The following is a 26887-nucleotide window of genomic DNA, read 5'->3' on the forward strand; positions in this document are numbered from 1 at the left end:
GGTGATCTCCTTTGCGTCCTCAAATGCGCTCGATGCGAAGCGGGAATTTGCCGCGAATGTGCAGGGCCTGCTCGCCCTCGTCGAAGCGGCCAAGCCTGATCAGCCCGGGATGGCGGTAGTCGGCGTAGAACATGGCCAGGTTGCCCCAGGGCATGAAATAGCACAGGTCATAGGGCTGCTCGTCGGCGAACGGGCCGCTTCCCTCCTCGGTCAGCTTGCGTGGCAGATAGGCGATCTTCTCGTTATGGGCGTAGTCATCGATCTCGAGGTCGAGCGGCAGCATGGAGAAGAAGTCGCGCGCCGAGGGATTGTCGTAGAGCGTGGCGGTCATGATGCGGCCGTTGAAAACCATCCTGATCTTCATTTCGGTGGGCTCCTGGCTGACGGGAGATTGGCTTTCCTGGCTGGCGGCTGTGCGAGGCAGGGCCGCCACCGCGAGCGCGACGCCGAGCAATGTCCGGCGGCTGAGCGGCGCACGTTCGATCGTCATGGCAAAGACCTCCGGGCCATATGCGCTGCGGCGAGGGCGGCGAGCGCCGATCCGCAGAGCAGCAGCGCGCCCAGAGTGAACGGTGCCCACCAGCCGACCGTATCGAACAGCGTGCCGCCGATCGCCGCGCCGCCGGTGATGGCGAGCTGGATCACGGCTACCTGCAACCCGCCGCCGGCCTCCGCGTCGTTCGGCAACGTTCGGCTGAGCCACGTGCCCCAACCGACCGGCGCGGCCATGCCGAAGAAGCCCCAGGCAACGAGCAGCAGCGCTGTGGGACCCGGGAGTGCACCGAAGGCGATGAGCGCGGCGGCCAGCGCAGCCATGACCAGCGGGATGACGGTGAGGATGCTGAACAGACGCGTGCGCAAGAGCCGGCCGACGCACCATGTGCCGAGCACCCCGGCCAGCCCCATCGCCAGCAGGACCGCCGAGAGGGCGGCGATGTCGAGCCGCGTGACGTTCTCGAGGAAGGGCCGCAGATAGGTGAAGAGCGCGAACTGGCCCATGAACAGCATCATGATCGACGCCATGCCGGTGGCGACGGGAAGACGGCCGAGCAGCGCCAGCGGATTGCCGGCACGATTCCTGCGGCGCGGCGGCAGCGGCGGCAGGCTTGTCCATTGCCAGGCCAGCGCCAGGAGACCAAACGGCACGACGAGGAAGAAAGCGCCGCGCCAGCCGACATAGGCGCCAAGAAAACTGCCCAGCGGCGCGGCGATGGTGGCCGCAATGGCATTGCCGGCGTTCAGCATGGCGAGACCCTTCGGAACCATGTCTTGCGGCACGAGGCGCATGACGATCGCGGTCGACATCGACCAGAACCCGCCGATCGCGATGCCGAGCAGCGCCCGGCCGACCATGAGCAACGCGTAGTTCGGCGCGAAGGTGACAGCCAGACCGGACACGATGAGGAGGAGGGTGAAGCCGGTCACGACCAGTCGGCGGTCGATGTGGCGCGTGAGGCCGGCGACCAGCAGGCTGGTCACGACGGCGAAAGCGCCCGAAATCGAGATCGCCTGTCCCGCCCGGCCCTCGGTGATGCCGAGATCGGCCGCTAGCGGCGACAGCAGGCTGACCGGCATGAATTCCGATGCGATGAGCACGAAAACACATAGCGCCATCGACAACACCGCGCCCCATGCGGCGCGGTTTTCAACAAGCCTTGTGTCGTATGTGGTTTCCATGATTGGCATCCTGGCAAAGCGCCGGACGGATCAGCCGCAAATTCCCGTCGCTGCCAGAAGATATTGCAGGGGAACCCATTTAAGTAGACTAAGCAATCCGCATGGACTTATCTGCTCATGATATGAATGTCCGATGGGAGGTGCCCTATGCAGCGCGATGGCATGAAGGATCTGCTCTGGTTCGTGGCGGTCGCCCGGGAGCGCAGTTTCACCAGGGCGGCGGCAAAGCTCGGAACCTCGCAGTCGACCCTGAGTTCGACAATCAAGGAGCTTGAAGCTCGTCTTGGCGTCCGCCTGCTGACGCGTACGACGCGGAGCGTCTCTCCGACCGAGGCCGGCGAGCGACTTTTCCAATCTCTCGTTCCCCGCTTCGAGGAAATCGAATCCGACCTCGCAAGCCTGGTGGCCTTTCGCGACAAGCCCTCCGGAACGGTCCGCATCACACTGTCCGACCATGCGCTCCAGACGACCGTCTGGCCGAAGCTCCAGCCCTTGCTCAACGACAATCCCGACGTGCGCGTCGAGCTCTACAGCGACAACGGCATGAAGAACATTGTGGAGGAGCGCTTCGACGCAGGCGTGCGGCTTGGCGAGAGCATCGACCGGGATATGATCGCAGTGCGCATCGGGCCGGATTGGAGGCTCGTGGCCGTGGCTTCGCCGGACTACTTTTCCCGCCATCCGGTTCCGGCCGCGCCCCAGGACCTGGTCGATCACGACTGCATCAACATGCGGCAGGCGACGTTCGGCGGATTGTATGCGTGGGAATTCGCCAGGGATGGCCGCGACCTTCGTGTGCGGGTGGAAGGCCAACTCACCTTCAATTCGTCCATTCCCATGATCGAGGCTGCGACAAGCGGTTTCGGGATCGCCTATGTCCCGGAAAACCTCGTCAGCCACCACATCGCCGAGGGACGCCTCAGGCTCGTGCTTGACGACTGGAGCCCGCCTTTTGCCGGCTATCACCTCTACTATCCGAGCAGGCGACAGCTCTCCCCTGCCATGGCGGTGATCATCGACGCGCTCCGCCATCGCATCTGACCCGAGACTGCTTGGATCATGAAGCTGAGCTCGGTAATGGCAGGTTCTACCTGGGCACCGCCCGGCTGTTCATGCCGCCGCTGGAGCAGGCGCTGCGCCGCCGCTGCGATTTTGTTGGTGGAGGTCCAAAAAGGAAGAACCCGGAATCCCTACCGGAAAGCTTATGCCACCCGATCTGTTGCCGGTTTTTCCGAACTGCTGAATTTTGTCTCTGGAGTGGGTCTGGGCGGGGCGTCTTGGCTGGCCGCTCTTTGGGCCTTGCGGGGGCTGCGGCTTCCGAGGCAACCGGAAACAGAACATGAGCGAGCCTCATGCAGACGGCGCCGGCGAGGCCGCCTATCGCCTTGGGCTCGGCTGGTGCAGTCGCCGGGAACGCCGGAAGCGCGTTGGTGGGTGAGGGGGCGCGGAGAACCTCTAATGATCTGACGCCTACTCGAACAGACAGAGGCAACTTGTCGCGACCTTCGAGGCGATGGGTGTTTGCCCTGAAAGTAGACGAGCAGATACCGGCGAATTGTCGTATGCACTCGACAGCTTGCAGGCCGATGGAAGTTTTCAATCCAGCTAGGGAGGAACAGAACTAACGGTGGGAAGGTCCGCAAAATCCTTCCGAACCACCCAGACTGTCCCTATTGTGCAATGGTGCGCGTCGGGCAGCCGGCGGCCAGAACACATGCTAGTCGGGGTATTTGAAAGTGAATCGACAAAAAGCCAAGTCCACGGCTGATGCCTCTGCCGGCGAGAAAAAGACACAAATGGACGTTGAAACCATCCGCTTTTATCGTGCGAATGAAAAGCCGTATGGCGCGCTTAGCAATCTGTTTCGGCGCCCAGTGGAATTTGAGGGGATTGTTTTCCCGACTGCGGAACACGCCTATCAGGCCGGAAAGGCGGCAAAGCCAGCCGTTCGCGACTGGATCCAATCGGCCCCTACTCCAGCACTAGCGGCGATGGCTGCCCATGGATTGTATACATGGGAGGTTGTTCCGAACTGGGCGAGCATCAAGTTTGAACGAATGCGACGCGTCTTGCGTGCGAAATTTACTCAACATCCAGACCTCGCTGAGTTGCTCCTTTCCACGGGTTCTGCCCGTTTGGTAGAGGCAGGCCGAGTCAACAGCGCGGTAAACCGCCTATGGGGAGAAGTGAACGGCAATGGCCAAAACATGCTTGGCCTTCTGCTGATGGAAGTGAGAGTGGAATTGGCCGGCGAGCGTGGGCCCGCAACACTTTCTGGTAGATCGTCAACGAAGATGTCCGAATCGGCGCGCTCGTCAGAGGCAATCCTATAGTGAAGACCGCGCTGACGCACTACGAGCGCGAGCTGTCACATATTGATGCGACGCTCGCTCGCGCGGCAGGAGCAGAAATCTCAATGTTGAAAGCTGCGATCGCGAGCGCGAGCGACGCCAGCCTAATCGCCGTTGGGTCGGGAGGATCGTTTACTGTTGCGTCGCTGCTCTGCAGTCTTCATGAGGCCTACACTGGTCGCATATCGAGAGCAGTCACTCCGTTGGAGTTAATCTGCAATCCGACGCTCGCTTCGACAAGTCCAATTTTCATTATTTCGGCAGAAGGCAAGAATCCGGATATACTTGAGGCTCTACAACGTGCGCGTCAACACAGTTCACGACCGGTCCACGTAGTCACCAATCGAAAAGATAGCCCGCTGATGGAGCGTGTGAACTCTTTGAACGACGTTAGGGGCCATGTTTTTGAACTCGCGGATAAGGATGGGTATCTAGCGACGAACAGTCTGATCTTCGACGCAAGCCTCGTCGCGAGAGCCTACGGGGAGCTTGATCAGCACGAGGCACCGAGGGCGCTGAAGACAGACGAGATAAGCTTTGGCGATCTGCCTTTTCGATCGTGGCTCGCCAGCTCGGCTGCGTTTGTTCGTGAGGCGGTGTCTCGCAAAGGACTGATCATCGTATTTTCGCCCCGGCTTCGCCCCATTGCCGAAGATCTTGAGTCCAAATTATCAGAGGCGGCATTGTTGTTCTCACAACTCGCTGATTTCCGGTCGTTCGCGCATGGGCGCCATCTTTGGCTGACGGAACGATCAGATGACAGTGCTATGCTCGTCCTCACAGAGCCAGGCACGAGAAATCTATGGGAGGATATGAGGCCACAGGTTCCGGAGGAGGTTCCTACTTTCGTACTTCCATTGTCTGCGTCAACGCCACGAGACTTGCTTGGGGGCTTAGTGGCAGCAATGCACCTCGTTTCGGAGATTGCAAATCATTCAAAGCGAGATATCTCGCGGCCGAACGTCTCGCCGCTTGGCCGGAAGCTCTACTACGCCGATTTAGCAGCGTTGATTCCTCGGCCGGAGGAAAATGAGGTGCGCGGCGAAGACGCAAAATATGAAGTTCTGGGTGCCCATTGGCCCATGGAGAGAAATAGCGGAAAAATTCGGCGAGCACTGGAGGCCACGGAGGCGGCATTCGCGAGGCAAACCTTCCGTGCGATTGTGTTTGATTATGATGGGACGCTTTGCAGCTCAAACAGTCTAGACGTGGCTCCGTCGCCAGAGATCATCGAGCAGCTTACGCGTCTAGCGAGTTCGGGCATCGTCGTAGGCATCGCTTCAGGGCGAGGTGGATCAATCGGCCAGCACTTGGAAACACAGTTGGAAAAGGCGCTTTGGCCTATGATCCGACTAGGCCTCTACAATGGCGGTTGGATTGGCCGCCTTGGAGAAGGGCCGGCCAAGGTCGAGCAGTTGAGCGAGTTCTTGATTCATGCGCAACGTATCGTTTCGAACCTCAAGTCTTACGGCGTGCCCATTGCCCAGATACGACCGACCCCTCCTCACCAACTTAGCATTCGGTTCGAGAACGGTGTCAGCACCGAAAACATGTGGTTCGTAATCGTAGACGCGTTGAAACAAGCCGGGCTAGAGGCGGGTACGATTTTGCGCAGCAAGCACTCCATAGACATCCTGTCGCGGGGTGTAAGTAAATCACATCTAGTAGCACGTATTGTCCAGGATGATCGTATCGATCCCTACGAGATTGTCACGATGGGAGATCTCGGAGCGTGGCCCGGAAACGACTCGGCGTTGCTACAGCATCAGTTTTCACTGAGTGTGGATCTCCCATCGCGCCGACTGGACAGGGGTTGGAAGCTCGCTCCTAAGTACAAACGAGACGTTGATGCCACCCTCTGGTATCTGGCTCGGGTCGTGATCGGCGATGGAGGATCGTTTCGTTTCGAACTTGAGCAGGGCGCGCAATGAAGGATGTCAATGCGCAGGATCTTCTCGCGGCGGTTATGGGTTGGTCTGACCCAGAAGTGGTACGACAGCAGGTTCCCATACTTCAACTTCTAGCGGACTATAAGTATGATCAATATCAGCGCTACGGCCCTGGCAAGCGGTTCATCGAAAGTTTAGCCCTGTGGTTGAATCAATTTGACTCCCTCGACCGGGTAGAAGCGCTAGCCTTAGTTCAGCGAAGGCTAATTTTCATCTCTGAGCAGGAGATGTCTCACCTTGTACAACTCGCCTATCCTGACGTCATTGTTCAAGAGCGGTTGCGGCTTGTAGCGCAGGAGAATGGGATAGCGCCGTATCGGATCGGGGAGCTTCTAACCCATCCACGGTTCGAGCAACTTCGGATCAAGTCGCTTTACCTGGGTTTGAGTGACGGCGCACATACCAACGATCTCCGTCGAGCCAGCAACGGAGCAATTGGCAATGAGCAGATTTGGCAAGCTTATGAATTGGGCGAAGCAAAAGCTGACGATATGCTTGAAGAGTTGCAAAAATCTCTGGAAACGGCCGCAATTCCATTGGCGAGGCCTGCTCGCGAAGAGAGATTTAGCCTTGTTTGGCTTGTCGATGATTTCTCCGGAAGCGGAAATACGTATATACGGTTTGATGGGAAAGAACGACGATTTAAAGGAAAGATTCGAAAGATATATGAACGCGTTCTTGCAGGGGATCTTGTAGACCCAGATTATTACGAGGTGTACTTATTGCTATATGTCGCTACGCGGCAGGCGATTGATCACATCGAGTATTGGTCAGAACGCTTCACCGCTGAGCAGGGGCTCAAGCCGCTTCGGTTGCATGTTCTCTGCCCGATTGAGAAGAACGCTGCGCTAGTGTCAGGCAGCGAACCTGCGCTTATGGGCATCTTGAATAAGGAAGCCTACTACGACTCGAGGGCCTCGGATCGCCACATCGCTATCGGCGGGACGCAGAGCGCCCGGTTCGGTTTCGCGGGATGTTCGCTGCCATTGGTTCTATCCCATAATACTCCCAATAATTCGGTTTACGCCCTGTGGGGACCCGAGGACTACAGTTTCTTTGGGTTGTTCCCTCGCGTCAGTCGTCACAGAGAAACCTGATGGCCTACCGTGCTAATCCCTTCCTAGAAAGGATGTCGGAGAGAACAACCTCCGATCAGGAGTTCGTTCATCTTTTTTCACCAAAGGTTCTTGAGAAACTTCGGGAGGATTGCCTAGAAGGAGCCGTTCATATTTTCCGCAGCCCGCCGGGAGGTGGAAAGACGACGATACTGCGGGCTTTCACTCCGAACGCCCTCAGAGCATTTTGGCACGCAAAGCCGACCCAGGCGGAGTCGTATCGGCAATTGGTCGATCGAGGTGTCTTGGATGAGCACCATGGCCCTCAGTTGCTAGGGGTCTTTCTTTCTTGTGCTGCCGGATATGCGGACCTTCCGCCGGGTGCGACGAGTACTGGCGAGGGTGTCTTTAGGGCACTACTCGACTGCAGAATCATCCTCCGCGCACTGCGGAGTTTGGCCGATCTTATTGGTACATCGTCATCCGGCGAACTAGACGATGTTCGCTTAGAGTACGACTCTCCCGCACATGAACTGACGGCCATACCCCTCAGAGAAACCGTAGGAGAGATGGTTACCTGGGCGGAACAGCGTGAGCGGGAGATATATAATCAGCTTGACTCAATAGCGAGCACGCTGGGCGCCTCCGCGCCCACGCAGGTTAGATTTGAGGCCATCTTGTGGCTTCAGACCGTTCGTTTCGTTCAAAATGGGAGGACGGTAGCGCCGAAACGGCTGCTAATGATCGACGATATACAGAAGCTCCGAAAGAGCCAGCGGACGATGCTGGTCGATGAACTCGTCATATTGAGGCCTGCGATTCCGGTGTGGCTGGCAAGCCGCAGTATCGCCTTTGCAGATGAGTTTCTGTCACAAGGCGCGAGGGAGGGACGTGACGTACGAGACTACCCGCTTGAGGAGTTGTGGGGCGGCGGTCGTAGCAGCCAGCAATTCGTCACCTTCGCGCAGAACATCCTTGATCGACGTTTCGCACTACAAACGTCAGTGCCTGGAGGCTCTTTTGGACAGTATCTCTCAGAAAGTCTGACTCCTCGCGAGCTTGAGGAGGCCTATCCTCAAGCCATTGAGGGCTTTCGCGAGGAGGCTCGCCGCCATAGAAACAGTATGAGGTACAGTGAGTGGTTTGCGCGAGCTGAGGAGCACCCTGCCAACATCAATGGTGACGCACTTTTCGATCTTTTTGTAACTAGAATCTTGGTAGCGCGGGACGCGACGAATAGGCAGTTGTCATTTGAGTTGACACCGCTCAGTACAGATGAACTAGAGGACCGAGACAGTTCTGCAGTAAAAGGCGCCGCCGAAATTTTTGCGAACTATGAGTTCAAGGTTCCCTATTATTTTGGCATCGATCGGCTCTGCGCCATGGCCACCAGCAACGTTGAAGAATTATTATCGTTGGCGGCGGCATTGTACGAGGGGATGAAGGCCAAGCAGGTTCTCCGTCGCCAAACCCAACCTCAGTTGTTGCCGCTTGAGCAGGAGAAGCGGCTTCGCGAGGCGGCGGGGCGGAAGCGAGATTTCATTCCGCGAAGTCATACTGAAGGGACGAGGGCTCAGCGGCTCCTAGACTCGATAGGCTTGTTCTGTCGCGAGCGAACATTTTTGATGAATGCACCCTACGCCCCTGGTGTAACGGGAGTAAGATTGTCAAATTCTGAAATTGCCAAATTGAAGAGGGTGTCAAAAACAACGGAGCCCTCGCTATCGATATTTTCTCGTGTACTTTTTGAATGTGTTGCTGAAAATCTCTTAGTCACTCGTGACAGCAGTCCAAGTACGGCACGCGAGGGCGGGACGGTGTTTTATTTGAATCGCACGCTCTGCGCTCAATACGGGCTGCCGCTTCAATATGGCGGCTGGCAGGAGATATCGGTGCAGAAGCTGGTGGAGTGGACGGAATCCGGACTGCAACCGTCACGAAGCCTCGCATTTGAGGTCACATAATGATTTGGGAGAATTATGTCTTTCGCCGTGGGATTGAGGTCGAAGAACTTTGGGACGAAATGTTCGCTGATCGTCGGCAAGCGGGCAAACCTATCCGCGTCTTGTATGTTGCAGGCCGAGGATTCGACGTTCGTGCCAACATTGTCGCTTCGAGGTTTGTTGATCGACTGATTGCTTCGCGGTGCCCGATAGCTGGAGCAACGCTTCTGTTGGTAGGCTTTGCTGGCTATCAGCTCTCCGCGGAACTCCAAGAGCAGACCGTAGAAAATGCCGAAGATCTCGAGCGAATGTTCGAAGCTGTAGGGACTTGTGAACACATCGAGATAGGTGGATCTGCTGAAGGCGAGGACGACATCAGTACAACAGTAGCTCTTCGTCGCGGAACTGATGAAGTACTTCGCCACATCACGGATCAGACGGACATCATCCTTGATGTCAGCTCGCTTCCCCGAATTGCATATCTCACGATTCTGCTTTCACTGCTTGCCAAGATCATTCCTGGTGGAAGTGAGGGCACTGGGTTGGTCGCCAACGGCATGACACTCCAGGTTTTGGTTGGGGAAGACGCTGCTCTCGACAGCCAAATTAGTTCTGAGGATCCGAGCAACGATCTTGTTCTAATACCGGGCTATTCGGAAGCGATGCAATCGGAGGCCCTTAGGGACATGCCGCTCGTTTGGTTCCCTGTGCTGGGAGAGAATCGTCTTGCTCAGGTAACAAAGGTCGAAGGCAGCATTCCAACTTGGGCAGAGATCTGTCCAGTTTTGCCCCATCCCTCTCGCGATCCTCGGCGAGGTGATCAATTGTTGGTAGAATATAACAGTATACTATTCGGTACTCGAGAGACACCATTAAGCAATATTTTATATGTGCACGAGGCGCATCCATTCGAAGCATATCGGCAACTACTAGGTGCCATGCTGAGATACCGGAGCACAATGGCTGTGATTGGTGGATGTCGACTAGTCGTTACGCCTTTGGCGAGCAAGCTCATAACTATCGGCAGTGCCTTGGCGTGCTTCGAAATGAAGTTGATCTCCCAAGATCACAAATCCAGTGTGGCGATACCGTATGCCGAGCCAAAGCGATACATAGCAAATATTACCGCGCTTCGAGCTTCGCAGCCAGAGGTATCTGCTATAGTGCTCACAGGCGACGCGTACTCTCGAAGTGCGGAATAACCTCGTGCGTCCCTAGAGACTGCCGATGACTTGCCGCAAAAGGTGCGGTCTTACTGTTGGTGTTTTTGCCACCGGCAAAAGGGCATTGTCGCTTCCCTCAGAGGCGTAGTGCCCATCCGCCCCAAACCGCACCCCTTGCCATCCCCCAATTCCCATCTTATTCTCTCCTGAGAAAACCTTTTCTCAAGCCCAGCAGCATCCACCATCCACCACATCGGCACGCTATTGCCAAGTAAGAGAAAACCTTTTCCCAACTAGGGATTTCGCCCCGCACCATGGCCGCCTCCGACACGTCGCCACTACCCGCCAAGCAACCCGTCACCCTGCGTGAAGTCGCGGCGATGGCTGGTGTCAGTGTGGCCACGGCCTCGAAGGCGCTGAACGGGCAGGGGCGGATGACCGCCGAGACGCGGCAGCGCATTCGCGAGACGGCGCAGCGGCTCGGCTTTCGCCCCAACAGCCTGGCGCAGAGCCTGCTGCGGCGGCGCTCCTTCACCGTCGGCCTGTTGACCAACGATACCTATGGCCGCTTTTCGCTGCCGGTCATGTCCGGCATTTCCGACGCGCTGGTCGATGCCGGCGTTTCGGTGTTCATGTGCAATGTCGAGGACGATCCGCGGCTGGCGCAGCTGCATGTCGAGGCGATGCTGGACAAGCGCATCGACGGCATCATCGCCAGCGGCAAGCGCATCGACCGCCATCTGCCGGTCGACCTCGCCAATCTCGGCGTGCCCGTCATCTACGCCTTCAGCCAGCCCGATCCCGATGCCATCGCCTTCGTCTCCGACGATGCCGGCGGCGCGCGGCTGGCGGTCGAGCATCTTTGCCGGCTCGGGCGGCGGCGCATCGCCCATGTCAGCGGTCCCGAAAGTTTTGCCGTGGTGAATGAGCGGGCACAGGCTTTTCGCGATGTGCTGGCCGCGCACGGCCTGCCGGTCACCGAGCCCTTGCTGGGCTCGTGGTCGGAAGCCTGGGGGCATGACGCCGTCGGAAAGCTGTTCGACGGCCCAACGCTCTTCAACAAGAAGGGAGAGAAACCCGATGCGGTGTTCTGCGGCAACGACCAGATCGCGCGCGGCGTCATCGATGCGCTGCGCGAGCGCGGCTTAGAGGTGCCTGGCGATGTCGGCGTCATCGGCTTCGACAATTGGGAGATCGTGGCCGAGGCAACCCGCCCGCCGCTGACCTCGGTCGACATGAACCTGGCAGCGCTCGGCCGCGAGGCCGGCCTCACTCTGCTTTCGCTCGTCGGCGGCCAACCCGCCGCGCCGGGCATTCGAAAACTGCCGTGCCGGCTGGTGGTGCGTCAGTCATGCGGCCGTCCGCCGGACGGCTAGGAGAACGCGCGGCGCCATCTAAGAGAGCGCCGCAACAGGGAGGAGAACAGAACCATGAGGAGGAAAACCATGAAGACTGTGATTACCGGGTTCGCGCTCGCCGCGAGCATCATTGCCTTGCCTGCAATGGCCGCCGACACCGCCAACATCTGGGTTCGCGCCGACGGCTCGAACTTCATGCCGCGCATCGTCGATGCCTTCAACAAGGGCCATGAGAACCAGGTCAAGCTGGACATCATTCCCAATGCCGAGATCATCCCGAAATATGGCGCCGCCGCCGCCGGCGGCACGGCGCCCGACGCGCTGTCGCTCGACCTGATCTACACGCCGTCCTTTGCCGCCGCCGGCCAGCTCGAAGACATCACCGACTGGGCGAAATCGCTGCCCTATTTCGCCAGCCTGTCGCCGGCGCATGTCAAGACCGGCACCTACAAGGACCACATTTACGGGCTGCCGTTCTCGGCCGACGCCTCGGTGCTGATCTGGAACAAGAAGCTGTTCAAGCAGGCGGGGCTCGATCCCGACAAGGGGCCGGCCAACTGGGCCGAGATCGAGGCCGATGCCGAAAAGGTCAACGCGCTCGGCGGCGACATCAAGGGCTTTTATTTCTCCGGCAATTGCGGCGGCTGCAACATCTTCACCTTCACGCCGCTGGTGTGGGCCTCTGGCGGCGACATTTTGAGCGAGGACGGCTCCAAGGCGACGCTGGACAGCCCGCAGCTGCGTGGCGCCATCGACCTCTACCGCTCGATGGTCAAGAAGGATCTGGTGCCGGCCGGCGCGCAGACCGACACCGGCGCCAATTTCTTTGCCGCCTTCGCCACCGGCAATATCGGCATTTCGCCGTCCGGCGCCTTCGCCATCGGCGCGCTCAACACGCAGTATCCGGACATCGACTATGGCGTCACCTTCCTGCCGGGCAAGGACAGCGGCTGGTCTTCGTTTGCCGGCGGCGACAATTTCGTCGTCACCAAGGGCACCAAGAAGCTCGCCGTGGTGAAGGAGTTTCTCGACTTCGCCTATTCGCTCGAAGGCCAGACCATCCTGGCCAAATACGGCAGCCTGCCGGTGCGCGGCGACATCGCCAAGGAAGCGCTGAAAGATCTCGATCCGCGCTACCAGATCGCCGCCGAAGCCATGGCCAAGGGCCGCACGCCCTATTCCGTGGTGTTCAACGACCTGATCAACTCGGCCAACGGTCCGTGGACGCAGATGATCAACGAGGTCGTCTTCGGCGACGACGTCGATGGCGCCATCGCCAATGCACAAGAGACCATGCAGTCGATCATCGACCAGGCGCAGAAATAAGGACTGGCCGGCGGCGAGGGCGGTGCAACGCCCTTGCCGTCGCGGGTCCTGATCCGGCCGCCCGGTCCGTCTCCCTGGACGGGCGGCCGGCGCTCCTTACCCTCCCCCTTGTGGGGAGGGTCGCTGCGAAGCAGCGGGGTGGGGGAGGTGTGTCCCACCGCCCTACGAGATCCAACGGAAGAGCAGGCATGACCTCTGGCATTCTCAATCATCGCACCGACGCCCTACCTCTCCCTTGCGGGGAGGTCGGACCGCAGGTCCGGGTGGGAGGCCGGCGCCGTACCCCCACCCCGCTGCTGCGCAGCGACCCTCCCCACGAGGGGGAGGGTAAATGACCATCACCACCACCACCCCGCCACGCGCCAGAAAACTGGTCGGCGCCGGCCACCGGCAGTGGATCGGCCTGCTCTATGTCGCGCCGGCCGTGGCGCTGGTCGTCGTATTCTTCATCATCCCGCTCTGCATGACCGCCTGGATGTCGCTGCACAACTGGCCGCTGATGGGCGAGCATTTTTACATCGGTTTCGACAATTACCGGGCGATCCTGCGCGACAACCGCTTCTGGAACGCGCTGAGCTTCACCGCCTACTACACCGTGATCGTCACCATCGTGATCTTCGCCGTCGCCTTTCCGCTGGCGCTGTTCATCGAAAAGCCCAGGCGGCTGACCGGCTTTTACCGGACATCCTTCTTCATGCCGGCGGTCGTCGGCTTCGCCTCGGCCAGCCTGCTCTGGTCGTGGCTGCTCAATGTCGATTCCGGCCTGTTCAGCCCTGCCGCCTACGACCTCGGCCTGACGGCGAAAAAGTTCAACCTCCTGGCGACGTTCCAGCCGGCCTTCTGGTCGATCATCGCCATGGTCGTCTGGAAGGTGGCGGGCTTCACCATGATCATCCTGATGACCGGCCTGCAGTCGATCCCGACCGATCTGCAGGAAGCCGCGATGATCGACGGGGCAGGGCCGTTCGCACGCTTTCGCGCCATCACCCTGCCGCTGATGCGCCGCACGCTGGCGCTGGCGCTGATCCTGTCGATCGCCGGCTCGATCCTCGCCTTCGACCAGTTCTACATCATCCTGCGCGGCGGCCCGCGCAATCAGACGCTGACCGCCGTCTACTGGATTTTCAACCAGTCCTTCGTCTCGTTCAAGCTCGGCTATGGCGCGGCGCTGTCGATGATCCTGCTGGCCATACTGGTGGCGCTCAGCCTGGTTCAGCTCTGGCTGCTGCGCAAGCCGGAGGGCATCGACTGATGGCTCAGGCAAGAAGCCGCAGCAGCCGCCTCTGGCTCAGGATCGCCGAGCACTCGACCGGCATGATCGCCTCAGTGCTGTTCATCGCGCCGATCGTCTGGGCCGTGCTGTCGACCTTCAAGCCGGCGCAGGAGGCGCGCCAGCCGCCGCTGCCGCCATGGCCGACGACCGGCTTCTCGGTCGAGAACTATCGCACGCTCGACACCTTTGGCGACGGCCTCTGGCTGCCGGCGCAAAACAGCCTCTATGTCGCGTCGATGACGGTGATCCTGTCGGTCGTCGTCAGCGTGCTGGCCGGCTACGGGTTTTCGCGCTTCCGCTTTCCCATGAAGGATGTGCTCTTCATCGTGATCCTTTCGACGATCATGATCCCGTTCCAGTCGATCCTGACGCCGATCTTCCTGGTGCTGACCAAGGTCGGCCTGCACAACACGCTGACCGGGCTTGTCCTGGTCTACGTCACGCTGCAATTGCCGTTCTCCATCTTCATGATGCGCAACGCCTTCGACGCGGTGCCGCGCGAGATCGAGGAGGCCGCGCGCATGGACGGCGCCAACAACGTCACCATGCTGCTCAAGGTGATGCTGCCGCTGGTCTGGCCGGGCATCGTCACCATCGCGCTGTTTGCCTTCCTCGGCGCCTGGAACGAGTTCCTGGCCGCACTCGTGCTGATGACCGACCAGTCCAAATTCACGCTGCCGATCATGATGACCGCACTTCAGTCCGGCCGCTTCGGCGCCATCGACTGGGGCGCGGTGCAGGCGGGCGTCACCGTGATGATGGTGCCGTGCCTGGTGCTCTTCCTCTTGCTGCAGCGCTTCTACATCCGCGGCCTGATGGCCGGCGCGGTGAAATGAGCCGCCGTGAAATGACCAATATCCAACGGAGTGACACGATGACCGTTCAACCATCCGCCAAGCCCGGCAAACTCGCCTTCCGCCCGCTGCCGGTGCCGCAGGTCGATGTCCGCGGCTTCTGGGGCGACCGTGTCGATGCCGTGGCGTCGCGCACCGCCGACATCCTCTACGAGCGCTGCGTCGAGGCGCGCATGCTGGAGCAGATCGACCCGGACCGGCCCTCGCCGGGCGTCGTCATTCCGTTCCATTCGCCGTCGCCCGACGAGGCGGCCAGCCCCGGCTTCACCGGCTCGACGGTGACGACGCAGATGTTCTGGGACTCCGATTGGGGCAAGACCATCGAGACCGCGGCCTATTCGCTCTACCGGCGCAAGAACGCGGCGCTCGAGACGAAGATCGATGCCGTCATCGACCTCTACGGCAGACTGCAGCAGGAAGACGGTTATCTCTCCAGCTGGTACCAGCGCATCCAGCCCGGCAAGCGCTGGACCAATCTGCGCGATTGCCACGAGCTCTATTGCGCCGGCCATCTGATCGAAGGCGCGGTCGCCTACTACCAGGCCACCGGCAAGCGCAAGCTGCTGGATATCATGTGCCGCTATGTCGACCATATCGCCGACACCTTCGGCCCGGAGCCGGGCAAGAAGAAGGGCTATTGCGGCCATGAGGAGATCGAGCTGGCGCTGGTCAAGCTGGCGCGGGCGACCGGCGAGCAGAAATACATGGACCTGGCCAGGTATTTCATCGACCAGCGGGGGCAGCAGCCGCATTATTTCGACGAGGAGGCGCGTGCGCGCGGCGCCGACCCAAAGGCCTATCATTTCAAGACTTATGAGTACAACCAGTCGCACAAGCCGGTGCGCGAGCAGGACAAGGTCGTCGGCCATGCGGTCAGGGCGATGTACCTCTATTCCGGCATGGCCGACATCGCCACCGAATATGGCGACGATACGCTCAGGGTAGCGCTCGACCGGCTCTGGAACGATCTCACCACCAAAAACCTCTATATCACCGGCGGCCTCGGGCCATCGGCGCACAATGAGGGCTTTACCAGCGACTACGACCTGCCCAACGAAACCGCCTATGCCGAGACCTGTGCCTCGGTCGGCCTCGTGTTCTGGGCCAGCCGCATGCTCGGCATGGGCCCCAACGCCCGCTACGCCGACATGATGGAGCGGGCGCTCTACAACGGCTCGATCTCCGGCCTGTCGCTCGACGGCTCGCTGTTCTTCTACGAGAACCCGTTGGAGAGCCGGGGTAGGCACAATCGCTGGAAATGGCATCGCTGCCCCTGTTGCCCGCCCAATGTCGGCCGCATGGTCGCGTCCATCGGCAGCTATTTCTACTCCCTCTCGGACGACGCGCTGGCCGTCCATCTCTACGGCGACAGCACCGCGCGCTTCGACATATCGAACCGGGCGGTCAGTCTGATTCAGACCAGCAATTATCCTTGGGATGGCGCGGTCTCGATCCGGATCGAAGCCGACGCTCCGGTGGCATTCACCTTGCACCTGCGCGTCCCCTCCTGGTGCGGCAAGGCGGCGCTCAAGGTCAACGGCGCCGCGGTCGGTCTGGACGGCATCACCAGCGACGGCTATGCCGCGATCCGGCGCGAGTGGCGCCAAGGCGACCGGGTCGAACTCGATCTCGAAATGTCGATCGCCCGTCTCTTCGCCAATCCGGAGGTGCGTCAGGACATCGGCCGCGTCGCACTTGCGCGCGGTCCGCTGATCTATTGCGTCGAGGAGACCGACAATGCCGGCCAGTTGCATCGGATCGCTCTGCCGCGAACGGCAAAAATCGAGGCGCATGCCGAGCCGAACCTGCTCGGCGGCATCGTCACGCTTTCGGCACTTGCCAGCAAGGAAGCCCAGGAAAACTGGGAAACCGGGCTCTATCGCACCGATCCGCCGGCGGTGAGCGAAACGAAAATCACCGCCGTCCCGTACTTTGCCTGGGACAACCGTGAACCCGGTGAGATGCTGGTATGGCTGCGGGACGGATGAGTTAGAGGCTGACGAACGCCGTCAGCGGCAAATGATCCGACGCAACCCGCGACAGCGGCGTGTCATGGGCTTCCACCGACGAGACCATGCCGTGCCGGTTGGCCATGATCCGGTCGAGCGCCAGTACCGGCAGGCCTGAGGGGAAAGTCGGCACCGCCGCCGGCGTGAAACCAAAGGTGGCGTGCAGCGTCTTGAGCGCCGAGCGGTTGCCCAGCCGCCATTCGTTGAGGTCGCCGAGCAGCAAGGTCGGCCTTTCATCCTGGTTGCTCATGATGTCGAGCACGACGCGGGCCTGCTCCGAGCGCGAGCGGCGCAACAGGCCGAGATGCGCGGCGATGACGCGCAGAGTGCGCGTTTCGTCGAGGTCGATCTCGGCAACCAGCGCGCCGCGGGGCTCCAGTCCCGGAAGCTTGATCTGATGGACGTCGCGCACGGTGCCGGGCTTGAACAAAAGCACGTTGCCGCGCCAGCCATGGCCCTTGCCGCTTCCGGAAACCGGCACCGGCACAAGCCCGGTTTCGTGTTCGATCCGGGCAAGATCGAGCAGCCCGGCGCGATCGCCGAAGCGGTTGTCGGCCTCCTGCAGCGCGATGACGTCGGGGCCGATCTCGCGGATGACGCGGGCGGTGCGTTCGGGGTCGAACCTGCGGTCGGTGCCGATGCATTTGTGGACGTTGTAGGAGGCGACCACCATCTGGGCGCCTTCAATGTGCTTGCGCGGCGTCGCGTTCGCCTTGCGCGCTTTCCTGCCGCGGATCGACAGGAGCACTGTTTCAGGAAGGCTGCGTCCGTTTATGTCCATAGGCCTGCTATTCGATGTCCTGATTCTTTGTTCTATGCATATCGTTCTCTCACAACCGGGACCACTTCGAGGCGGTATGCATTAGAGATAGGGCGATCCCAGCCATAACAACCGGTCAAAAACCCGGATGAGAAATGGCCGCGCTTTCAAGGTTGCGAGTGTGACGGGTTTGGCGGAAGCGATTGCCGCTCCGATGCGCCCTTCGATCTCGGCGGCAAAGCCGGTATCCAGCACCTCCAGGTCGATTTCGAAATTCAGCCGCAGCGACCGGGCGTCGAGGTTGGAAGAGCCGACATAGGCCCAGACGCCATCGACCGACAACAGCTTCGAATGGTCGAATGACCCTTCATGACGCCAGACGCGGCAATAGTGCTTCAGCACCTGGTCGTACTGCGCCGTCATGGCGCGGCCGACCAGGAAGAGATTGTTGACCGCGGGCACGACGATGTCGATCTCGACGCCGCGCCGGGCAGCCGTGACCAGCGCGCTGACAAATTCCCGGTCCGGCAGGAAATAGGGCGACATGATGCGGATCGATTTGCGGGCGACGGAAAATGCCCCCGTCAGCAATTTGTGGTTGGTTTCGATGCTGGCGTCCGGCCCCGACGCCACCGCCCGCACCAGGATCGGCTGACCGGGAGGCGGCGAGGGCTTTGCCACGTGCCAGACCTCGTCCTTGAGGGCCTCGTTGCCGGCAAAACGCCAGTCCTCGGCGGCAACCGCGAACAGGTCGGCCACGACCGGCCCCGTGACCTGGAAATGCGTATCCGCCGAGCTGGCAGTGCCAGCGAATTCAGCCGAGAACCCCTTGCGGATGTTCATGCCTCCGGTGAATGCCACCGCGCCGTCGACGATCAGGATTTTCCTGTGCGTCCTCAAATTCGCATAGGGAAGTCTCAGGCCCATGACGATGTTGCCGTTGAACAGATCGACGGTGACGCCGGCTTCCCGGAGTGTCCCAAGAATGCTGGGCACGGAATAGCGCACGCCCACCGCATCGATCAGCACGCGAACCGTCACGCCGCGCCGGACCGCTCCGGCCAGCGATCCGACAAAACGTCGTCCGATCTCGTCATTGTCGAAGATGTAGGTCTCGAGCAGGATGCTGCGCCGTGCGCCGTCGATCGCCCCGCACATTGCCGCGTAGGCTTCGTCGCCGGTCCTCAGGATGGTGATTGCATTTCCCGAAAGCAGGCCGCGCCGCGCCACCCTGTCGCCTAGCGTCTTCAGGCCGGCAAAGCGCTGGCCGAATTCGGCTGAGATGAGTGTTTCGAGCGCAATGTCGTGGTCGTGTTTGGCTGTCTCGGCTTCACCGGCGACGGGCCGCATGGCGCTGATCGTGGCGCGGCGGATGCGGTTGATGCCGGCAATGGCATAGATGATCGCGCCAAGGAACGGCGACAAGATCATCACGCCGACCCAGCCGGTGGCGGCGCGCACGTCTTCCTTGGTCATGATTGCGTGGACGATGCCGATGGCGGCCATCAGCATCGGAATGATCACAAGGATCAGAGGCCAGTAGGTCACAAAGGTCTGCCACATCGGCAGGACTATCGAGCCAGCGGCCGCAGAAGGCAATGCAACGGATCAACCAGGACGGAGGCGCTCGCGCCTCAGTCCTTCGCCCGCTCCACATAAGCGCCATCGGCCGTCATCACCACCACGCGGGTACCCGGCGCGATGTGCGGCGGCACCAGCGTGCGCACGCCGTTGGAAAGCACGGCCGGCTTGTATGACGAGGACGCCGTCTGGCCTTTGGTCGTCGGCTCCGTCTCGACCACTTCGAAAGTAGCGCGCTGCGGCAGCACCAGGGCTATGGCGATGCCGTTGAACTGCGAAATCTGCACCGCCATGCCTTCGAGCAGGTAGGGCGCCATGTCGCCGACCACGCTTTCCGGCACCGCGACCTGGTCGTAGCTTTCCGGGTTCATGAAGTGATACCCCTCGGCGTCGGCGTAGAGGAAGGTGTGCTCGCGCTCCTCGACATAGGCGCGCTCGACCTGCTCGGTGGTGCGGTAGCGCTCCGAAACCTTCACCCCGTCGGAGATGCGGCGCATGTCGAGCTGGGTGACCGGCGTACCCTTGCCAGGGTGGATGTTTTCGGCAAAGAGGATCACGTAAAGCTTGCCGTCCTTGTCGACGACATTGCCTTTACGGAGCGAACTGGCGATGACCTTCACCACGGTTTTCAATCCTAGACTTCGTTGGCCTGAAACGATCGTTCGGCGCAAATCGGCTGCGAGAGCCGTCGCCGTAGCGCATCTTGGCCCGAACCGCCAGCCCTGTCAGCAATTCCGTTGCCCGGCAAACCCATGACTGGCGCTTCGCCCTGGTGGACGCCGGATGTTCACGCCGACCGCCGGCCGCGGCTGATGGCGCGTAACGCCATAGCTGCCGCAATGCGCAGCTGGTTTGGCGAGCGCGACTTCATCGAGGTCGAGACGGCGGCGCTGCAGATATCACCGGGCAATGAGGCGCATCTCTCCGCCTTTGCCACCGAGGCTATCGGCGCCGACGGTGCGCGCCGGCCGCTTTACCTCCACACCTCACCGGAATTCGCCTGCAAGAAGCTGCTTGCCGCCGGCGAGCGGCGCATCTTCAGCCTGGGCGCCGTCTGGCGCAACCGCGAGCGCGGCCCTTTGCATCACCCGGAGTTCACCATGCTTGAATGGTACCGGGTCGGCGAAACCTATGAGAGCCTGATGGCCGATTGCGCCGAGTTGCTGAAGCTCGCGGCCGAGCGCGCCGGCGCGAAAAGCTTCCGCTTTCGCGGCCGCGAGGCCGATCCGTTCGCCGAACCGGAACGCGTGAGCGTGGCGGAAGCTTTTGCGCGTTACGCCGGCATCGATCTTCTTGCCACCGTTTCTGCCGATGGCGGCACAGACCGCGCCGCACTCCATGATGCTCTGGTCAAGGCCGGCCTGCGCACGGCCGACGATGACAACTGGGCCGATTTGTTCAGCCGGGTAATGGTCGAGAAGGTCGAACCGGTGCTGGGGCAGGGGCGGGCCACCATCTTGTACGGCTATCCGATCTCGGAAGCGACGCTCGCCCGGCCGAGCGCGGAGGACCAGCGCGTGGCCGAGCGCTTCGAGCTCTATTGCTGCGGCGTCGAGCTCGCCAATGCTTTTGGCGAACTGACCGATCCGGCCGAGCAGCGCCGGCGCTTTGCCGCCGAGATGGACGAGAAGGAGCGCGTCTATGGCGAGCGCTATCCGCTGGATGAGGATTTTCTCGCCGCCCTCACCATCATGCCGCAAGCCAGCGGCTCGGCGCTTGGCTTCGACCGGCTGGTGATGCTGGCAACGGGCGCGACCAAGATCGATGACGTGATCTGGACGCCGGTCGCCACTCCTTGACGGAAATCGGCCTCGGTTAAACTCACAACCGGTCAAGCCGCGCGTCTCTGGCGGCCGCCGCCGCGGATAGCTTTCGCGCTCCGCTCGGGCGCTATGCCGCAGCGGGACAATTGTCCGTGCGCCATTGCACAAGCCGCATTGGGACAATAGATGGTGCAACAGCCGCTACCGCCCGGCGCGGCTTCAGCCAGGACCATGCGCATGACCGGTACATCAGAGGCAGCGAAATTGACCGACCGCGTCGCGGCACTGGTCGAGGCTGCCAAGCGGGCCGGCGCCGACGCCGCCGACGCGGTTGCCGTGCGCGGCCGTTCGATCGGCGTGTCGGTGCGGCTGGGAAAGGTCGAGCACACCGAAGCGTCCGAGGGCGACGATGTCTCCCTGCGCGTCTTCGTCGGCAACCGGGTGGCGAGCGTCTCGGCGACGGCGGCATCGGACCCCAAGGCGCTGGCTGAGCGCGCCGTGGCCATGGCCAAAGTCTCGCCCGAGGACCCCTATCAGGGTCTCGCCGATCCGGCTTTGCTGGTTGGCAAGGTGCGCGACCTCGATCTGTTCGACGCCACCGAGGTTTCGGCCGATCAGTTGAAGGAAGCGGCCCTTGCCGCCGAGGAAGCGGCCCTTGCAGTCAAGGGTGTCACCAATTCGGCCGGCAGCGGCGCCAGCGCAGGCCTCGGCGGGCTGGTGCTTGCCACGTCGAACGGCTTCGTCGGCCACTATGTCGCGTCGCGCTTTTCGCGTTCGGCCAGCGTGATTGCGGGTGAAGGCACCGGCATGGAGCGCGACTACGAATACTCTTCGAACCAGCATTTTTCCGATCTGGACGCACCGGAATTGATCGGCCGCAAGGCCGGCGAGCGCGCCGTGCGCCGCCTCGGCGCCCGCAAGGCGGCGACCGGTCCGGTCAACGTGGTGTTCGATCCGCGCGTCGCGCGCGGCATTGCCGGTCATCTCGCCGGCGCCATCAACGGCGCTTCGGTGGCGCGCAAGACCAGTTTTTTGCGCGAGATGATGGGCAAGCAGGTTGCGTCGGCTGCCATCACCGTCACCGACGAGCCGCTACGGCGTCGCGGCCAGGCCTCGCGCCCGTTCGACGGCGAAGGCGTCGAGGGCGAAAAGCTGTTGATGGTCGAGAACGGCGTGCTGAAGCACTGGTTCCTGTCGACGTCCGCCGCGCGGGAATTGGGGCTGACCACCAACGGACGCGGCGCGCGCAGCGGCTCGTCGGTATCGCCGTCTTCGACCAATCTCGCCATCGAGCCGGGCGACAGGACGCCGGAAGACCTGATCAGGTCGCTAAAATCCGGCTTTTATGTCACTGAAGTGTTCGGCCAGGGCGTCGACATGGTGACCGGCGAATACAGCCGTGGCGCATCCGGCTTCTGGATCGACAATGGTGAGCTTGCCTATCCGGTGGCCGAGGTGACCATCGCCTCGAATTTGAAGACGATGTTCCTCAATATGGTTCCGGCGAGCGATCTTGACCGCGATTTCGGCACTGCCGCACCGACGCTGCTGATCGAAGGAATGACCCTTGCCGGAGCGTGACCCGGTCATATCGGCCGGGGCCTCGGAAGACCTCGATCTGCTGCGCGACGCCGCCCGCGAGGCGGGCGCGATCGCCATGCGCTATTTCGGCAAGAACCCGCAAGTGTGGATGAAGGGCGGCACCTCGCCGGTCAGCGAAGCCGACCACGCGGCGGACGCCTATCTGCGCGAGACCCTGCTTGCGGCGCGGCCGGACTATGGCTGGCTATCAGAGGAAACGACTGACGATCCGGCGCGGCTTCTGGCGCGGCGCACCTTTGTCGTCGACCCCATAGACGGCACCCGCGGCTTCCTCGAAGGTCTGCGCTCGTGGTGCGTCAGCGTCGCGGTGGTCGAGAATGGCCGCACGCTCACCGGTGTGCTCGAATGTCCGGCCAAGGGCGAAACCTATTGGGCGCTGCCTGGCCATGGAGCTTTCCGCAACGGCAAGCCGATTGCCGTGCGCGGCCTGGGTAAGACGGTCGAGATCGGCGGGCTGAAGCAGTTGATCGACCTGATGCCGGCGCAATGGCAGGGCCGGGTGCGGCGGGCGGCGCACATTCCCTCTCTCGCCTACCGGCTGGCGATGGTCGCCAACGGCACGCTCGACGCAACCTTCGTCAAGCCCAACGCGCATGACTGGGATATCGCCGCCGCCGATCTCATCTTGCGCGAGGCTGGCGGCGCCGTGCTCGACGGCCATGGCCGCGCGCCGCTCTATGCCGGGGAGATCATCCGTCACGGCGCGCTGGTCGCCGGCAGCGGGCAGTTGCTGACCGTGCTTGCCGGCGTCATTGCCGATACGGAAGCGTGATCGAAGGTTCCAAAGTCGGCAGCTTTGGGCTAGACCTGTCGCAAACTCACAATATGTGAAGGACCGAAATGGCCGCGGAAGACGGAAAGAAACAGCTTTTGCACCTGGTGTTCGGCGGCGAGCTGAAGAAGCTGGGAGGCACCGAGTTCCGCGATCTCGACGCGCTCGACATCGTTGGCGTTTATCCGGACTATCAAACCGCGCACACCGCGTGGAAGGCAAAGGCGCAAGCCAGCGTGGACAATGCCCATATGCGCTATTTCGTCGTCCATCTGCACCGGCTGCTCGACCCTGAAAGCAAGGCCGCCGGTTGACAGCGATGGAGCATGAAGCGGTGAAAGGGCAGCCCACCGGCGCCGCGGTCCGAAGAAGACGCGGCGGCAGTTCGAAGACATTCTGGCGCAAGATCCGCGAGCCGTTGGCGCAGTCGCGAATCGTCAAGAGCATGATCGTCAGCCTGCTCGCCCAGTTCGTCCGCCTGGTGCGCCTGACCAACCGCGTGGTCGAAGGCTCGGCTAAATTTTCAGGCGGCGACTACGCCGAATTCGAACCCGGCATCATCGCGCTCTGGCATGGCCAGCATCTGCTGACCCCAGCCTATTATCCCAAGGGACGGCCGCTGGTCGCCATGGTCTCGCGCAGCGCCGACGCCGAACTCAACGCGCTGATGATCGAAAAATTCGGCATCGAGGCGGTGCGCGGCTCCGGCGGGCGTGAAAGCACGAAGCATCTCGACAAGGGCGGCGCCAAGGCGCTCATCGCCCTGAAAAAGTCACTCGTGGCCGGCAAGAACGTCGCCATGATCGCCGACATTCCCCACGGCACGCCGCGCGACGCGGGGCTTGGTATCGTTCTGCTGGCACGCCTTTCCGGCCGGCCGATCATGCCTGCCGCCATCGCCACCAGCCGCCGCAAGGTGCTGGAAAGGAGCTGGGACAAGACCACCATCAACCTGCCGTTCGGCCGCTCCTCGATCGTCATCGGAACGCCGGTTTTCGTGCCGGCCAATGCCGACGAGGCCGAAATGGAGCGCAAGCGCCAGGAAGTCACGGCCGCGCTCAATGCCGCAACCGCCGAGGCCTATCGGCTCGTGGACGGCAGGCCATGAGCGTCGGCTGGGCGCGCGCCTTCCTGGCGGCCTACCGCCTTGCCGGTGCAGCCGCCTATCCGCTGATGGGTCCCTATGTCGCCTGGCGCACATCGCAGGGCAAGGAAGACCGCAGCCGCAGCCGTGAGCGCTACGGCGTTGCCGGGCGGCCGCGCCCCGAAGGGCCGGTGATCTGGATCCATGCGGCAAGCGTCGGCGAGACCCTTGCGGTCGTGCCGCTGGTGCAAAGCATCCTCGACTACGGTGTCAACATCGTGCTGACGACGGGAACAGTGACCTCGGCGCAGGTTGCCGACGAACGGCTGGGCGACCGCATCATCCACCAATATGTTCCGCTCGACCTCAAGCCGGCCGTCAGCCGCTTTCTCGATCACTGGCGGCCGGACCTGGCTATCATCGCCGAATCCGAGATATGGCCGATGACGATCCTCGAGCTCGGCGCCCGCCACGTGCCGCAGGTGCTGGTCAACGGCCGGCTCTCCGACCGTTCGTTCAAATCCTGGAAGAAGCGCGCCAACATCGCCGAGGCGCTGTTCGAGAACCTTGCACATGTCGTTGCCCAGTCGGATGTCGACGGCGAACGGTTTCGCGCGCTTGGCGCCCGGCCGGTCACCGTGTCCGGCAACCTCAAGGTCGACACCTTGCCGCCGCCCGTCGACGAACGGGCGCTGGCGACGCTGAAGCGACAGATCGCCGGCCGCCCGACCTGGGCGGCAATTTCGACCCATGACGGCGAGGAGGTGGTCGCGGCGGAAGTTCACGCCACGCTCTACAAGCGCCACCATGGCCTGCTGACGATCATCGTCCCGCGCCATCCCGACCGCGCCGAAGCCCTTGCCGCGCAGATTTCCGGAATGGGGCTGAAGCTGGCGCGGCGCAGCAAGGGCGAGCGGATCACCGCCGACACCGATATCCTGCTCGGCGATACGATCGGCGAGATGGGGCTTTATCTCCGGCTGACGGAAATCGCCTTTGTCGGCCGCTCGCTGACCTCGGAAGGCGGCCAGAACCCGCTGGAGCCGGCCATGCTCGACACCGCCGTGCTTGCCGGCCGCAACGTCCAGAATTTCCGTGAAGCCTATCAGCGTCTGCTCGACAGCGGCGGCGCCAAGCTGGTGCGTGACCGCGACATGCTGGCCGGCGCCGTCAATTTCCTGCTGAGCAATGAAGTCGCGCGCCATGAGATGATGGCGGCCGGTGCCGCCACCGTCGACCAGATGCGCGGTGCGCTGGCGCACACGCTGAAATCGCTTGAGCCTTATATCCAGCCATTGATCGTCAAGTCGCGCCTGAAGGGCGCCGACGGGCGATAGGTGGCGTCCGAAGCACCACCTTTCTGGTGGGAAGCGCCGGACTGGCGGGTCTTTGCGCTGTCGCCGCTATCAGCGATTTATGGCATGGTCGCCGGCCGCCGTATGCACCGGGCGGTACGTGAAAAGATCGACGCACCAGTGCTTTGCGTCGGCAACTTCACCGTCGGCGGCAGCGGCAAGACGCCGGTCGCCATCGCGCTGGCCAAGCAGGCCAGGCGCATGCAGCTCAATCCCGGATTCCTGTCGCGCGGCCATGGCGGCTTGTTTGCGCAGCCGCATGTTGTCGATGCCAGTCACGACGCCGCCAAGCATGTCGGCGACGAGCCGCTGCTTCTGGCCGAGCATGCGCCGGTTGCGGTAAGCCCGAACCGCGCCGCCGGCGCCAAGCTGCTCATGGAAGCCCATGGCTGCGATTTCCTGATCATGGATGACGGTTTTCAGAGCGCGCGCATCCATATTGATTATGCGCTGGTCGTCGTCGACGCCCGCTACGGCATCGGCAATGGCCGCGTCATTCCGGGTGGGCCGCTGCGCGCCAACGTCGTCGACCAACTGGTGTTCACCGATGGGCTGTTGAAGATGGGCGAGGGCACCGCCGCCGACCAGGTCGTGCGCCAGGCGGCGCGCGCCGGCCGGCCGATCTTCGAGGCGCATGCTGAACCGGGCGGCAAGGAGCGGTTCGCCGGCCGGCGGTTCCTCGCCTTTGCCGGCATCGGCCATCCCGAAAAATTCTTCGAGACGCTGCGCGGCACCGGTGCGGAAGTGGCGCTGACCCGGTCGTTTCCGGACCATCACTTCTATGCCCCTGATGAGCTCGCGGAACTGGCGGCAACCGCGCGCCGCGATGGACTGGGCCTCGTCACCACCGCCAAGGACGCCGCCCGGCTGCGCCATGGCGCTGCCCCGGCCAATTTCCTCGCTGAACTCGCCGTGCTGGAGATCGACGCCACGTTCGAACTCGACACTGTGCCGGAGCGCATCATCGACGAGACGCTGGATGCCTGGAGACAGCGCAAGCTGAATGGCTGAT

General features: G+C 61.9%; 23 protein-coding genes. 18 read left to right on the top strand and 5 right to left on the bottom strand.

The window, feature by feature from the left end; translation table 11 throughout:
- Nucleotides 1–19: 19 nt before the first annotated feature.
- Both NKJ80_RS06870 and NKJ80_RS06875 read right to left on the bottom strand, forming a co-directional pair.
- Nucleotides 20–490: a cyclophilin-like fold protein gene (locus NKJ80_RS06870; RefSeq protein WP_352460531.1), complete on the bottom strand. Its 471-nt coding sequence runs from the start codon at nucleotides 488–490 to the stop codon at nucleotides 20–22.
- The gene (locus tag NKJ80_RS06875) at nucleotides 487–1677 is read right to left on the bottom strand and encodes an MFS transporter (protein WP_352497284.1); all 1191 of its coding nucleotides are present in this window, start codon (nucleotides 1675–1677) and stop codon (nucleotides 487–489) included. Before NKJ80_RS06875 ends, NKJ80_RS06870 begins: the two co-directional genes overlap by 4 nt.
- A gap of 147 nt (nucleotides 1678–1824) precedes the next feature.
- Between NKJ80_RS06875 and NKJ80_RS06880 the strand changes: the two genes are divergently transcribed.
- The 11 genes from NKJ80_RS06880 (at nucleotide 1825) to NKJ80_RS06930 (ending at nucleotide 16937) form a co-directional block, all read left to right on the top strand.
- Entirely contained in the window at nucleotides 1825–2718 is an 894-nt protein-coding gene (locus NKJ80_RS06880; RefSeq protein WP_352497285.1) for a LysR family transcriptional regulator, read from the top strand.
- Between the two features lie 695 nt (nucleotides 2719–3413).
- Nucleotides 3414–4010 (top strand): riboflavin biosynthesis intermediates N-glycosidase, encoded by a 597-nt coding sequence (gene ybiA, locus NKJ80_RS06885; RefSeq protein WP_352497286.1) that lies wholly within the window; start codon nucleotides 3414–3416, stop codon nucleotides 4008–4010.
- The gene (locus tag NKJ80_RS06890; protein ID WP_352497287.1) at nucleotides 4010–5959 is read left to right on the top strand and encodes an HAD-IIB family hydrolase; all 1950 of its coding nucleotides are present in this window, start codon (nucleotides 4010–4012) and stop codon (nucleotides 5957–5959) included. The genes ybiA and NKJ80_RS06890 overlap by 1 nt, the downstream gene beginning before the upstream one ends.
- Complete coding sequence (locus NKJ80_RS06895) at nucleotides 5956–7074, top strand: phosphoribosyltransferase-like protein (protein ID WP_352497288.1); 1119 nt, start codon at nucleotides 5956–5958, stop codon at nucleotides 7072–7074. The genes NKJ80_RS06890 and NKJ80_RS06895 overlap by 4 nt, the downstream gene beginning before the upstream one ends.
- 32 nt (nucleotides 7075–7106) lie before the next feature.
- Nucleotides 7107–8996, top strand: a complete 1890-nt coding sequence (locus tag NKJ80_RS31445) for an ORC-CDC6 family AAA ATPase (RefSeq protein WP_502902190.1) — start codon at nucleotides 7107–7109, stop codon at nucleotides 8994–8996.
- Nucleotides 8996–10177 (top strand): hypothetical protein, encoded by a 1182-nt coding sequence (locus NKJ80_RS06905; protein ID WP_352497290.1) that lies wholly within the window; start codon nucleotides 8996–8998, stop codon nucleotides 10175–10177. Before NKJ80_RS31445 ends, NKJ80_RS06905 begins: the two co-directional genes overlap by 1 nt.
- A gap of 275 nt (nucleotides 10178–10452) precedes the next feature.
- On the top strand, nucleotides 10453–11514 hold the full coding sequence (locus NKJ80_RS06910; protein ID WP_352497291.1) for a LacI family DNA-binding transcriptional regulator: 1062 nt from the start codon (nucleotides 10453–10455) through the stop codon (nucleotides 11512–11514).
- 69 nt (nucleotides 11515–11583) lie between these two features.
- On the top strand, nucleotides 11584–12822 hold the full coding sequence (locus NKJ80_RS06915; RefSeq protein WP_023824528.1) for an ABC transporter substrate-binding protein: 1239 nt from the start codon (nucleotides 11584–11586) through the stop codon (nucleotides 12820–12822).
- A gap of 331 nt (nucleotides 12823–13153) precedes the next feature.
- Nucleotides 13154–14074 (top strand): carbohydrate ABC transporter permease, encoded by a 921-nt coding sequence (locus NKJ80_RS06920; protein ID WP_352497292.1) that lies wholly within the window; start codon nucleotides 13154–13156, stop codon nucleotides 14072–14074.
- Nucleotides 14074–14931: a carbohydrate ABC transporter permease gene (locus NKJ80_RS06925; protein WP_023671567.1), complete on the top strand. Its 858-nt coding sequence runs from the start codon at nucleotides 14074–14076 to the stop codon at nucleotides 14929–14931. The genes NKJ80_RS06920 and NKJ80_RS06925 overlap by 1 nt, the downstream gene beginning before the upstream one ends.
- Before the next feature lie 38 nt (nucleotides 14932–14969).
- Nucleotides 14970–16937: a glycoside hydrolase family 127 protein gene (locus tag NKJ80_RS06930; RefSeq protein ID WP_352497293.1), complete on the top strand. Its 1968-nt coding sequence runs from the start codon at nucleotides 14970–14972 to the stop codon at nucleotides 16935–16937.
- Between the two features lies 1 nt (nucleotide 16938).
- On the opposite strand, the gene NKJ80_RS06935 is transcribed toward NKJ80_RS06930, so the two are convergent.
- From NKJ80_RS06935 to efp, 3 genes are all read right to left on the bottom strand, one after another.
- On the bottom strand, nucleotides 16939–17739 hold the full coding sequence (locus NKJ80_RS06935; protein ID WP_352497294.1) for an endonuclease/exonuclease/phosphatase family protein: 801 nt from the start codon (nucleotides 17737–17739) through the stop codon (nucleotides 16939–16941).
- Between the two features lie 81 nt (nucleotides 17740–17820).
- Nucleotides 17821–19281: a phospholipase D-like domain-containing protein gene (locus tag NKJ80_RS06940; protein WP_023752060.1), complete on the bottom strand. Its 1461-nt coding sequence runs from the start codon at nucleotides 19279–19281 to the stop codon at nucleotides 17821–17823.
- 71 nt (nucleotides 19282–19352) lie between these two features.
- On the bottom strand, nucleotides 19353–19922 hold the full coding sequence (gene efp, locus NKJ80_RS06945; protein WP_023682947.1) for an elongation factor P: 570 nt from the start codon (nucleotides 19920–19922) through the stop codon (nucleotides 19353–19355).
- 129 nt (nucleotides 19923–20051) lie between these two features.
- Here efp and epmA point away from each other — a divergent pair, with 129 nt between their 5' ends.
- From epmA to lpxK, 7 genes are all read left to right on the top strand, one after another.
- A complete protein-coding gene (epmA, locus tag NKJ80_RS06950; RefSeq protein ID WP_352497295.1) occupies nucleotides 20052–21098 on the top strand; it encodes an EF-P lysine aminoacylase EpmA in 1047 nt (348 codons plus the stop codon).
- A 201-nt stretch (nucleotides 21099–21299) separates the two neighbouring features.
- Entirely contained in the window at nucleotides 21300–22643 is a 1344-nt protein-coding gene (locus NKJ80_RS06955) for a TldD/PmbA family protein (RefSeq protein WP_352497296.1), read from the top strand.
- Entirely contained in the window at nucleotides 22630–23436 is an 807-nt protein-coding gene (locus NKJ80_RS06960; RefSeq protein WP_023682944.1) for a 3'(2'),5'-bisphosphate nucleotidase CysQ, read from the top strand. Before NKJ80_RS06955 ends, NKJ80_RS06960 begins: the two co-directional genes overlap by 14 nt.
- 68 nt (nucleotides 23437–23504) lie before the next feature.
- The gene (locus tag NKJ80_RS06965) at nucleotides 23505–23750 is read left to right on the top strand and encodes a DUF4170 domain-containing protein (protein WP_023682943.1); all 246 of its coding nucleotides are present in this window, start codon (nucleotides 23505–23507) and stop codon (nucleotides 23748–23750) included.
- 5 nt (nucleotides 23751–23755) lie between these two features.
- Complete coding sequence (locus tag NKJ80_RS06970) at nucleotides 23756–24544, top strand: lysophospholipid acyltransferase family protein (RefSeq protein ID WP_023682942.1); 789 nt, start codon at nucleotides 23756–23758, stop codon at nucleotides 24542–24544.
- Nucleotides 24541–25857, top strand: coding sequence for a lipid IV(A) 3-deoxy-D-manno-octulosonic acid transferase (waaA, locus tag NKJ80_RS06975; RefSeq protein WP_352497297.1), 1317 nt, complete (start codon nucleotides 24541–24543; stop codon nucleotides 25855–25857). Before NKJ80_RS06970 ends, waaA begins: the two co-directional genes overlap by 4 nt.
- Entirely contained in the window at nucleotides 25858–26886 is a 1029-nt protein-coding gene (lpxK, locus tag NKJ80_RS06980; RefSeq protein ID WP_352497298.1) for a tetraacyldisaccharide 4'-kinase, read from the top strand.
- Nucleotide 26887: the final 1 nt, after the last annotated feature.

It is taken from the genome of Mesorhizobium sp. M0030 (assembly GCF_040323695.1).
Lineage (GTDB): Bacteria > Pseudomonadota > Alphaproteobacteria > Rhizobiales > Rhizobiaceae > Mesorhizobium.

Coding starts and splice junctions, on each gene's coding strand:
- NKJ80_RS06870 (WP_352460531.1), bottom strand. CDS start 490: ATGACGATCGAACGTGCGCCGCTCAGCCGCCGGACATTGCTCGGCGTC.
- NKJ80_RS06875 (WP_352497284.1), bottom strand. CDS start 1,677: ATGGAAACCACATACGACACAAGGCTTGTTGAAAACCGCGCCGCATGG.
- NKJ80_RS06880 (WP_352497285.1), top strand. CDS start 1,825: ATGCAGCGCGATGGCATGAAGGATCTGCTCTGGTTCGTGGCGGTCGCC.
- NKJ80_RS06895 (WP_352497288.1), top strand. CDS start 5,956: ATGAAGGATGTCAATGCGCAGGATCTTCTCGCGGCGGTTATGGGTTGG.
- NKJ80_RS31445 (WP_502902190.1), top strand. CDS start 7,107: ATGTCGGAGAGAACAACCTCCGATCAGGAGTTCGTTCATCTTTTTTCA.
- NKJ80_RS06905 (WP_352497290.1), top strand. CDS start 8,996: ATGATTTGGGAGAATTATGTCTTTCGCCGTGGGATTGAGGTCGAAGAA.
- NKJ80_RS06910 (WP_352497291.1), top strand. CDS start 10,453: ATGGCCGCCTCCGACACGTCGCCACTACCCGCCAAGCAACCCGTCACC.
- NKJ80_RS06915 (WP_023824528.1), top strand. CDS start 11,584: ATGAAGACTGTGATTACCGGGTTCGCGCTCGCCGCGAGCATCATTGCC.
- NKJ80_RS06920 (WP_352497292.1), top strand. CDS start 13,154: ATGACCATCACCACCACCACCCCGCCACGCGCCAGAAAACTGGTCGGC.
- NKJ80_RS06925 (WP_023671567.1), top strand. CDS start 14,074: ATGGCTCAGGCAAGAAGCCGCAGCAGCCGCCTCTGGCTCAGGATCGCC.
- NKJ80_RS06930 (WP_352497293.1), top strand. CDS start 14,970: ATGACCGTTCAACCATCCGCCAAGCCCGGCAAACTCGCCTTCCGCCCG.
- NKJ80_RS06935 (WP_352497294.1), bottom strand. CDS start 17,739: ATGGACATAAACGGACGCAGCCTTCCTGAAACAGTGCTCCTGTCGATC.
- NKJ80_RS06940 (WP_023752060.1), bottom strand. CDS start 19,281: ATGTGGCAGACCTTTGTGACCTACTGGCCTCTGATCCTTGTGATCATT.
- epmA (WP_352497295.1), top strand. CDS start 20,052: ATGACTGGCGCTTCGCCCTGGTGGACGCCGGATGTTCACGCCGACCGC.
- NKJ80_RS06955 (WP_352497296.1), top strand. CDS start 21,300: ATGACCGGTACATCAGAGGCAGCGAAATTGACCGACCGCGTCGCGGCA.
- NKJ80_RS06965 (WP_023682943.1), top strand. CDS start 23,505: ATGGCCGCGGAAGACGGAAAGAAACAGCTTTTGCACCTGGTGTTCGGC.
- NKJ80_RS06970 (WP_023682942.1), top strand. CDS start 23,756: ATGGAGCATGAAGCGGTGAAAGGGCAGCCCACCGGCGCCGCGGTCCGA.
- waaA (WP_352497297.1), top strand. CDS start 24,541: ATGAGCGTCGGCTGGGCGCGCGCCTTCCTGGCGGCCTACCGCCTTGCC.